Origin of the sequence: Oceanobacillus saliphilus, assembly GCF_023522835.1 — a bacterium.
GTDB lineage: Bacteria > Bacillota > Bacilli > Bacillales > Amphibacillaceae > Oceanobacillus > Oceanobacillus saliphilus.
Genome location: NZ_JALCZU010000154.1, coordinates 1 through 268, shown reverse-complemented (window position 1 = coordinate 268; position 268 = coordinate 1). Strand labels below are relative to the sequence as shown.

At 45.9% G+C, this 268-nt stretch carries 1 pseudogene; it reads right to left on the bottom strand.

The window, feature by feature from the left end:
• Window positions 1-189, bottom strand: a pseudogene (locus MN204_RS20765) (ABC transporter permease); the annotation flags it as partial.
• Between the last annotated feature and the right edge of the window lie 79 nt (window positions 190-268).

Below are 268 nucleotides of genomic sequence, written 5' to 3'. Positions count from 1 at the left end.
ACGCCCTAAATCGTCCGTCCCAAACCAATGCTGCAGTGTTGGACCTTGTGACATGTTCGCCACGTCCACGGCATTCGGATGAAGTGGCAATAATGGTGCGAAAATGGTCAATATCACGAGCAAGACCATAATGCCAATCCAAATAAAGTAACTAGGTCGTTGCGTTAATAAGCGTTTTATACGTTGCATGACTACCTCCTAACGCGTGGATCAACCAACGCATATGAGATATCTGCCAACAAGTTGCCCACAACAACTAAAAATGCGG